Origin of the sequence: Streptomyces sp. NPDC051172, from assembly GCF_040682555.1 — a bacterium.
Classification (GTDB): Bacteria; Actinomycetota; Actinomycetes; order Streptomycetales; family Streptomycetaceae; genus Streptomyces.
The window spans coordinates 1-9439 of the sequence record NZ_JBFBBE010000212.1 but is presented as its reverse complement, the minus strand read 5'-3'; the positions used below and the strand labels follow the sequence as shown (position 1 = coordinate 9439).

Below are 9439 nucleotides of genomic sequence, written 5' to 3'. Positions count from 1 at the left end.
CAGCGGTCCCGTTCGTCATTCACCGCAGGGCCAGCACGCCCACCCGCGCCTGGACAGCGCCCCAGCCAGCCTTAACTTCCCGGCCTTGCGGCAAGGGCATACGGGACCTCATCGGTTCCGCGGTCGCGGCCGCGCTCGCCGAGCACTGCGGTGACGTGGAGGCGGCGACCAAGGCGCTGGTGAAGCGGGCGATCCCGGACGCCATGGCACTGCTGGACCACAGCCGCAAGGGCGGACGCTACGACATCGTGGCGCACCCGTGGCTGCCCGACGTCCTGCGCAAGCAGTCTTCTCGCGGCGCGGACCAGATCTGGGAGGCCCGCCCCAAGTGGGCGCGGCCCGAACTGCCGCCCGGTGTCCACGAGGTCACCGCGCTCGACGTCAACGGCGCCTATCTGAGCGCGCTCAAGACCCATCTGCCGCTCGGCCAGTTGGAGCACTCCACCGGCAACCAGCACAACCCGCGCCGCGCCGGCGTCCACCTGATCACCCCGCCCGACTGGGACCACGACGCCCACCTGCCCAACCCGATCGGCAGCCGGGACGAGCCGGGACCGCTGTGGGTGACCGAACCGACGCTGCGGCTGCTGCTGCGGATCTCGGGTCCGAAGTACGGGCTGTGCGACCCGCCTCGGATCCACGAATCGTGGACCTCCGGGGCCACCGAAGGCCTGTTGGAGAAATTCCGTGTCGCGCTCAAGGACGCCCGGGACCGGGCGATCGCCGAAGACGACGAAGTGACGCTGGAGTACATCAAGGCGATGTACTCGAAGTTCGTCTCGACACTGGGGGAGTCGAACTACAACCGGGAGCTGTACCGCACCGACTGGATGCACCTCATCCGCTCACAGGCCTTCGCGAACCTGTGGTGGAAGGCTCACCGCGCATACGACCAGGGCCTGATGGTGGTCCGCGCGATGGGCACCGACGAGCTGCACGTCATCGGCGACTGGCGCGCGGTCTTCCCGGAGGGCCGCGGGGTCACCGAGGTGAAGCTCAAGGACGTCTACAGCGTCGACGCCGGGACCGGCCCGATCGACGAGCGCGACAACTGAGGTGAACTGCGGTACCGACCTGGTCCGCAGGCGCCCCCGGAGCGGAGCCGCACCGTACGCTCGCCGGCATCGTCATCGACGACCCCGGCCCCGGCGGGTGTGACCATCGGTGAACTCCACCCTCAGAAAGTCCGGTTGGCCTCGTTGACATCCCATCAGCTCAGGCGTTTCACTCGACACTCGTGGATGGCAACGTTGTCAGGTTGCACGGAGAAGGCACCCGACAACGTTGTCTGCCGTCGGCGCTGCGTCGTTCTCCGAGCGCCGACACCTGATGTGCGAAGCACGAACTGCTGCGGAGGCAACCGATGGTGAGACCCCGACGTTCAGCTGCGCCACGTGATCGAAAGAGACGCCGTCAGCGCCTGGCGGCAGTCTGCGTGCTGGGCATGGTCGCCCTGCCGCTCACGGCAGCGGGCAGCGCCGATGCCGCGAGCACCGCGACGCCGGCCTTCGTGAAGGATCCCGCGTCCCTTGTCAACCCCCTCATCGGCACCTCCGGTGCCGTGGACACCTTCCCTGGTCCCGACATGCCGGCGGGCATGGTGCAGTGGGGCCCCGACACGACGCCCGACCGCCCCGACGGCGGCGGCTACGAGTACAACGACAACAAGATCTCGGGCTTCAGCCTCACCCACGTTTCGGGCCCCGGCTGCCCGGTCGCGGGTGACCTGCCCGTCCTGCCGGTGACCGGAGCGCTGTCCGGCAGCCTCGGCGACGCCTCCGTCGGCTTCAGCCACAGCGACGAGCAGGCGGGCATCGGCTCCTACAAGGTCACCGACGCGAACGGTGTCAAGACGGAGTTGACCGACACCACCCGCGCAGGCCTCGGCCGCTTCACCTTCCCCGCCGGCCAACAGGCGAACCTGCTGTTCAAGCTCAGCGGCGGTGCCACGCAGGTGGACGGCACCCGGGTCCAGGTGGTGAACGACCGGGAGATCAGCGGCGCGATCGACAGCGGCCACTTCTGCGGTGCCAAGAACAGGTACACGCTGCACTTCGACATCAAGTTCGACCAGCCGTTCACTGAGAGCGGCACCTGGGTCGGCACCACCATCAACCCGGACGCGACGTCGCTGAAGGCGGGCAAGGTCCGCCGGACACCGCAGACCTCGACGCCGGACCCGCTGAAGGAGAAGCACTTCACGGTCCCGGCGAAGCCGGCCCCCACGATCCACGGGAGCAGCGGCAAGGCCTCCGGCACACCGTCCCCGGCACCGAGCGCCAGTACCGCACCCCGGTCGTCGGCCACGACCCGGGCGGCCCAGCCCCCCACGACGGGCGCGAACGGCATGTACCTGACCTTCGACACCTCCACCGACCCCACGGTGAGCGCGAAGGTCGGCATCTCGTACACGAACGACGCCAACGCGGCGGACAACCTCGCCACCGAGATCAACACCTGGAGCCTCGACGACGTCCAGCAGACCAACCACCAGGCCTGGAACGCGGTGCTCAACAAACTCCGGATCGGCGGCGGAACCTCCGACCAGCAGACGCAGTTCTACACGGCCCTCTACCACGCGCTGCTGCACCCGAACGTCTTCTCCGACGGCAATGGCCAGTACATGGGCATGGACAACCAGGTGCACAGACTGGCCAAGGGCCAGCGGGCCCAGTACGCCAACTACTCGGGCTGGGACACCTACCGCTCCCAGACCCAGCTGATGGCGATGGTCGAGCCCAAGGTCGCGAGTGACGTCGTCACCTCGATGCTCAACGGCTACGACCAGACCGGTCTGCTGCCCAAGTGGGCCTCGAACAACGGCGAGAGCTACGTGATGGTCGGCGACCCGGCCGCCGGCATCATCACCGACGCCTACGCCTTCGGCGCGACGAACTTCGACACGGACAAGGCGCTGGCCGCTCTCCAGCACGAGGCCACCGCCGCCAACAACGACCGCCCGGGCGAGGCCGTACGGGACGCGAAGGGCTATCTCCCGCTGGACGAGAACGGCTACGGCTGCTGCAACTTCTACGGCCCCGTCTCCACCCAACTCGAGTACGACTCCGCCGACTACGCGCTGGCCGCGTTCGCGAAGTCCCTGGGCAAGACGGACGTCTACCAGAAGTTCGCCACCCGGGCCCAGGACTGGATGAACGTCTTCAACCCCCAGACCGGCTATCTGCAGGCCAAGAACAAGGACGGCCAGTTCGCGGGCGGATTCACCCCCGGCACCTCCAACGGCTTCGTGGAGGGCACCTCCGCCCAGTACACCCCCATGGTCCCGTTCAACCTGCAGCAGCTCATCCAGGCACGCGGCGGAGCCAAGGCGTACTCGTCCTTCCTGGACAGCCTCCTCGACAACATCACCAATCCCGGCAACACCAACGCCGACCTGAGCAACGAGCCCAGCGTGGAGATCCCCTGGGAGTACGACTACACGGGCCGGCCGTGGAAGACCCAGGCCGCTGTACGCGAAGCCCAGCAGAAGCTGTACTTCAACGCTCCGGTCGGCTCGTTCGGCAACGACGACCTCGGCGCGATGAGCTCCTGGTACGTCTGGTCCGAACTCGGCATGTATCCCGAGACCCCGGGCACGGACACCCTGGCGCTCGGCAGCCCGGCCTTCCCGGTGGCCCAGGCGACCCTCGCCGGCGGCAGGACCGTGCGGATCAACGCACCGCAGGCCGCGCCCGACGCGCCGTACGTGCAGTCGCTCAAGGTCAAGGGCAAGGACTGGAACACCTCCTGGCTGACGTACGGGCAGTTCAAGGGCGCGGGGAGCATCGACTTCACGCTCGGTACCCAGCCCGACACCTCCTGGGCGTCCGACCCGTCTGCGGCCCCACCGTCGGACACCACGGGCGGCAGCCGGGTGCTGGCCGCGACCGGCCCCACCAGCGACGGCCTGGTGCTCCAGCCGGGCGCGTCCGGTGACGGCACCCTCGACCTGACCAACCTCGGCAGCAAGGCCGTCACGGTCGACTGGAAGGCCACGGCGCCCTCCGCCGTCACCTTGGACACGTCGTCCGGCTCGCTGACCGTGCCCGCCTCGGGCAGCGCCGAGGCGAAGATCCACGTGACGGCCGGGACGAGCGAGGGGACCTACCCGGTCACCTTTGCGCTGAGCGACCACAGCACCGGCGCGACGCTGAGCGGCGCAAGCCTTCGTGTGGCCGTGGCCAAGGCCGGTGCGCTGTGGCCGTACAACACCAACGAGGGCATCTATCCCGACGGCGCCACCTTCTCGGGCGGCTTCGACAACGACGGCTGGGCGTTCTCGCAGAACGCGCTGTCGGCGGCCGGTGTCACGAGCGGCTCGACCGTCACGGTCGACGGGATCTCCTACAACTGGCCGACGGTGACTTCCGGTCAGCTGGACAACCTGGAGATGGCCGGCCAGACCATCCCGATGCCTGCCGGTACCTCGGGTGCGTCGCTGGGTCTGCTCGGCGCGGCGACCAACGCGCCGACCGACGGCATCTCGGGCACGGTGACCGTCACCTACACCGACGGCACCACCTCGAAGGCGACGGTCGGTTTCTCGGACTGGACACTGAACGGCGGGGCCGGCAAGCCGATTGCGGGGGATACGACGGCCGTCACGATGTCGTACCGCAACACCGCGAGCGGAGGCCGGGACAGCGTCAAGACCTACGTCTTCGCCACGAAGGTCCCGCTGGATGCGTCCAAGCAGGTGGCTTCGATCACGCTGCCGGTGACGGGTTCGACGGGCACCGACCACCTGTTCGCCTACGGCTTCGGTCAGTAAGGGCCCTGGCGGTACTGATCGTGCAGGGCCGCTTCCCGGGCACCCGCCCGGGAAGCGGTCCTCACGCTAACCGCACGTCAGTGTCGGCGTCGCCCAGTCGCCGTGGTCGTTGCCGTTGCCGTCGCCGGCGTCACCGACCTTGAGGTCGACCACTTGGGTGCCGCTGACGTCCACGTCGATGGGCACCGCGGCCTGTTTGCCGTGGATCGCCGGCGTGGTCACCAAGGTCTTGCCGTCGGCGATCACGGAGAACGTGACCGTTCCCGCGCCTCCCGTCTCGTCGTCGACGCCGACGTCCGCCGTCAACCGGGAGCAGTTTCCGGCGAGATAGAGCTCGACGTCGCTGACCGAGTTGGTGCCCAGGCCCTTGGTGTAGCCGACCCCGTTGATCGTGATCGGACGGCCGTCCCCGGCCGCCTGTTCGCCGACGCTGCTGTCGCGCTCCACCGGGCCCCAGCCGTTGGTGGACGACAGGAACGGCAGGTCGCTCACCGCGCTCTTGCCGGCCGGCGGGGCGGGCGGGATTCCGCGGACGATGCGCTCGTCGTCGCCCACGGCCTGCCGTCCGCTCTGCTGGTAGTGCACCGTCGCCGTGAGCGCCGAGGCGGACGGCAGCGTCCCGGTCGGCGGCTGGACCTTCCAGGTGAAGGTGGCCGATCCGCCGGGCTGTACGCGCTTGACCGAAGCGGGGCTCGGGGCGCTGACGCTCCAGCCGTCGGGCGCGGAGAGCGAGGCCGTCAGCTCGGAAGCGGACGGCCGGTCCTTCGGCACCCGCACCGTGGCCTCGGCCGTGAAGGCCTGGCCCTGCTGAGCGGTGTCGGGCACGTCCAGGGCGACATCCGCTCCCGGTCGCTCGGGCATGGCGTACTTCTTGTGGTCGTAGCGCGGGCTGTCGTTCTGCGCGACGCGCAGGGACGAGGCGTAGCTGCCGTAATCGGTGAGCGAGACCTTGCCCAGCCCGCCGGTGCTGCCGTCCAGGTTCCACACGGCGATCGCGATGCTGTTGCGGCCGTTCGGATCGAGGATTCCGTTGGGGACCGGGAAGGTGTGCTGCGGGCCGAGGTAGTTGACGTAGTTGCCGACCTGCCAGCCGTTCACGAAGATCGTCGCGCGGTACTTGCGGGACGGGTCGTCGGTGAACGTCAACCCCAGCGAGGTGTCCTGGCCGCGCGGCAGGTCCAGTGTCGCGTCGGTCCGGTACCAGGAGACTCCGGGACGGGTGTCGGCCGTCGGGAGGGACACCCGGTTCCACTTGTCGTCCGGGTAGCCGGGCAGGGACCAGCCGGCGCGCTCGCCGTACAGGCCGCCCGTCGAGAGCGGGCCGCGCACGGTGTCCTGCAGGTCCTCGCCGCCTCGTACGCCCTGCAGCCGCCAGGTGACGGAGGTCAGCGGCGCCCCGACGAGGGAGGCGCTGGTCAGTCCGCGCGCGGTCTTGTTGCCGTTGGTCGAGTTGTAGTCCTCCTCGTGTCCCATGTTCACGGTGAGCACGGAGACGACGTTGTCGCCCTTCGACTTCACCGAACCGGCGGGGAAGGTGAAGTCGGCGCTGCCTGTGGTGGAGCTGCCCAGGAAGGTGCCGTTCAGCCAGGCGGTGAACGCCTGCGCGTCGCCGCCGGAGTCCGAGACCAGGTGGATGCCGGTCTCCTTGCCGGTCGCGTGGAAGCGGCCGCGGTACCAGGTGTTTCCGGTGTGGAAGCCGTAGTCGTCCGCGTAGAGCACCGGCAGCGAGTTGACGCCGGAGACGCTGTTGGTGGTGGTCTTGTCGGCCACCTGCCAACTGGTGTCGTCGAAGGCGGCGGCTGCTTCGGGGGACTCGTCGGCGTGCTTCCAGGTCGTCAGGGCCGGCAGGTGGACCGGGGCGGCCACGGGGATCGTCCCGGTGCGGCTGCCCGTGTCGGTGGCCCGGGTCTTCAGTGTCCTGCCGTTCCAGGTGACGTGGTCGGCAGCGGTGAACACCTCGATGTTCTTGTCGTCGGCGTTGTCGCCGGTGAGCGCCAGGGTGTGCGCGCCGTCCAGGCTGGTTGCCGTGCGCAGCAGGTGGGTGCCGCGGACGAGTACCGGGCCGCTCGCCGTGTCCTGACGCCAGAAGGTGTTGGCGGTGGCCTTGTCGCCGACGAGCAGCAGGAGTGGGGGCTTTCCGCCGCCGCTGATGCTGATGCGGAGCAGGCCCTTGTGGGTGTAGTTCAGCCGCAGGTCACCGGTGTCCTTGTCCCAGGTGGTGGTGGCCGTGCCGCCGCTGGTGGTCACGGTCGGCTCGGAGGAGTAGCGCAGCACGGTCTCTCCGTCGCTGCCCGGATCGCCGTAGAGCACGGCGACATCCCGGTTCCCGATGGCCGCGCTGGTCATGATCTCCGAGGTCGAGTACTGCAACTGGGCGTCACCGAGCCGGTAGTTGGCCGTGATCACGTGGGAGTCGCGCCCGTCGAGGGTGATCGCGGTGCCCGGCTGCTGGGGGACGACGGGGTAGGTCGGCTGCGCGGCGGCGGTACCGCTCGGCACGTCGATGGCGTCGATGGACACGTAGTTGTCGGTGGATCCCGAGCTGTGGTTCCCGGCGACGACGATCTTCAGCGTGTGTGATCCGGCCGTCAGACCGGTCTTCTGGAAGATGACCGCCTGGCTTTCGCCGCCGGAGTCGTCGACCGTCGCCACCTTGGTGCCGTCGAGGTAGACGTCGGCGTTGCCGTGGTTGTTGGTCTTTGAGCCGATCCAGCGGATCGCGGTGCCGTCGAAGGGGACGGTGAGCGAGTCGCCGGCCTTGCTGGAGAACGACTCGGTGTGCTTGTAGTCGCCCCCGGTGTAGTTCTGGTCGGCCACGTGCGACCACGAACCGCTGTACTGCAGCGCGGAGTCGGGGTCGTCCCAGGTGTAGGTGGTGTCCGCGGAGGGCTGGGCGTTGAAGTCCAGCGAGATATGGGTCTTGTCGACCGCCGTGGAGGTGGAGTCGCCGTGCCGAAGGACGTGGAACTGCGTCTTGGTGTCGGGGTTCATCCGGGCCGTGTCGACGACCGCGGAGTCGTCCGGCGGTGTGGCCCTGATCGCCTCGGTCTTGGTCAGCGGGGCAACCGACTGCGTGAAGTACCCGATGAGCTTGTCCTCGTAGTACTTCGGATCGAGCTGGCGGTTCTCGCGGATCGCGGCGCCGTAGTCGTAGGACGTGTAGTTCTCCGGCATGCCCAGCCAGCCCCAGTTGGTGCCGCCGTAGGTCATGTAGAAGCTCTGAGCGGTCGCGCCGACGGCTATGTTCTGCTTGTAGAACACGTTGGCGAACTGGTCGTTGATCAGCTGGGCGCACTTGTCGTAGCCCGGCCCGCCCCAGGGGTCGAAGGCGCCGCCCTGGAACTCGGGCGAGTACAGCGGCTTGCCGTCCGGGTGGTCGTAACCGATGTCGGGGACGCCGTTCCACTTCGAGGGATTGGAGCAGTTGAATCCCTGCGGGTACGAGTCCGGGCCGTCGACGTCCAGGGCTCCCGCACCGGAGTTGAAGGTGCCGTTGTTGTTGCCGGTCAGCGGCACGGTGATGCCGTCGGCACGGGCCTTGTCCTCCAGGTGCTGCATATAGGAGCGGCCGGCGGCCGAGCCGTTGTAGTACTCGTTCTCGACCTGGTAGGCGATGACCGACCCGGTGCCGTTGGTCAGTTGATGCCGGGCGATGATCCGGTCGATCTGCGTCAGCCACTCGTCCGCGTACTTCAGGAACTGCGGGTCGTCACTGCGGTTGTGTCCGGCCTTGGTGGTCATCCAGCCGGGCAGACCGCCGCTGTCGACCTCCGCGTTGATGTACGGCGCCGGGCGAGCGATCACGTAGAGCCCGGCGTCCTGCGCCATGTCCAGCAGCTTGTCGACGTCACGCACCCCAGTGAAGTCGTACACACCCGGCTTCGGTGAGTGGTAGCCCCAGTCGAAATACAGCGAGGTGGAGTTGAATCCGGCGGCCTTCATCTTCTGGAAGATGTCGCGCCACAGATCCGGACTCGGGAGCCTGAAGTAGTGGAACTCGCCGGACCACAGATAGGTGCGCTTGCCGTCGACGAGGAACGAATAGCCGTCGAGCTTCACTGTGTGCGTCGGTGGACTCGCGGCCGACGCGGCGGCGGGGGCCCTGCCGCCCCTGTCCTGCGCCGCCGCGGTCATGCCCGCCGCCAGGGCGATGGTCGCGGCTGTCGCAAGGACCGCCCTCCACCACCGACCGCGGGCGGGTCTCGCAGCCTCTGAACCGAACCGATCACTTCGCACTGCGGCCTCCAGACCGCCTGAGCAATCAGCATCAAACAGACTCAGGCAAAGTCGAACAGTAGAGCCACGCAAGACGCAACACAATGGGGCGGGAGCGCACGGTTGCGATGGCAGTGGCGGCATGAAATCCGCATGAACGGCCGGTGTTGACGGCCCGTCACCTGTGGAGGCGGTGAGGTCGGCGGTCCATGAGCTCCCGGTGAAGCAGGACTGGCCGCGCGCTCGTGAGGGAAGCGAGTGCGGGGGAGCGGGCGTCACGCATCCTGATAGCGGCTGACGACGTTGCCGTCCGGGTCGCGCAGCCACACCGAGCGGCGTCCCCAGGGCTGGGTCGTCGGCGGTGACTGCTCAGGTCGTTGATTACGCGTGAGCGGGTGGCAGCCAGGGGTTTCCGGCGAAGAGGTCGCGGAGCACGGTCAGGGGGTTGAGGTC

At 68.4% G+C, this 9439-nt stretch carries 2 protein-coding genes and 1 pseudogene; 2 read left to right on the top strand and 1 reads right to left on the bottom strand.

Annotated features, from left to right (window positions below):
• Positions 1–1055, top strand: a pseudogene (locus AB0N07_RS48665) (transcriptional regulator); the annotation flags it as partial.
• Between the two features lie 389 nt (positions 1056–1444).
• Positions 1445–4771, top strand: a complete 3327-nt coding sequence (locus AB0N07_RS48660) for a lectin (RefSeq protein ID WP_365847077.1) — start codon at positions 1445–1447, stop codon at positions 4769–4771.
• A 66-nt stretch (positions 4772–4837) separates the two neighbouring features.
• Here AB0N07_RS48660 and AB0N07_RS48655 read toward each other — a convergent pair whose 3' ends face one another.
• Positions 4838–9007 (bottom strand): beta-galactosidase, encoded by a 4170-nt coding sequence (locus AB0N07_RS48655; RefSeq protein WP_365847075.1) that lies wholly within the window; start codon positions 9005–9007, stop codon positions 4838–4840.
• Positions 9008–9439 lie beyond the last annotated feature (432 nt).

Excerpts from the sequence above, each read along its gene's own strand:
- AB0N07_RS48660 (WP_365847077.1), top strand. The coding sequence starts at position 1,445 with ATGGTCGCCCTGCCGCTCACGGCAGCGGGCAGCGCCGATGCCGCGAGC.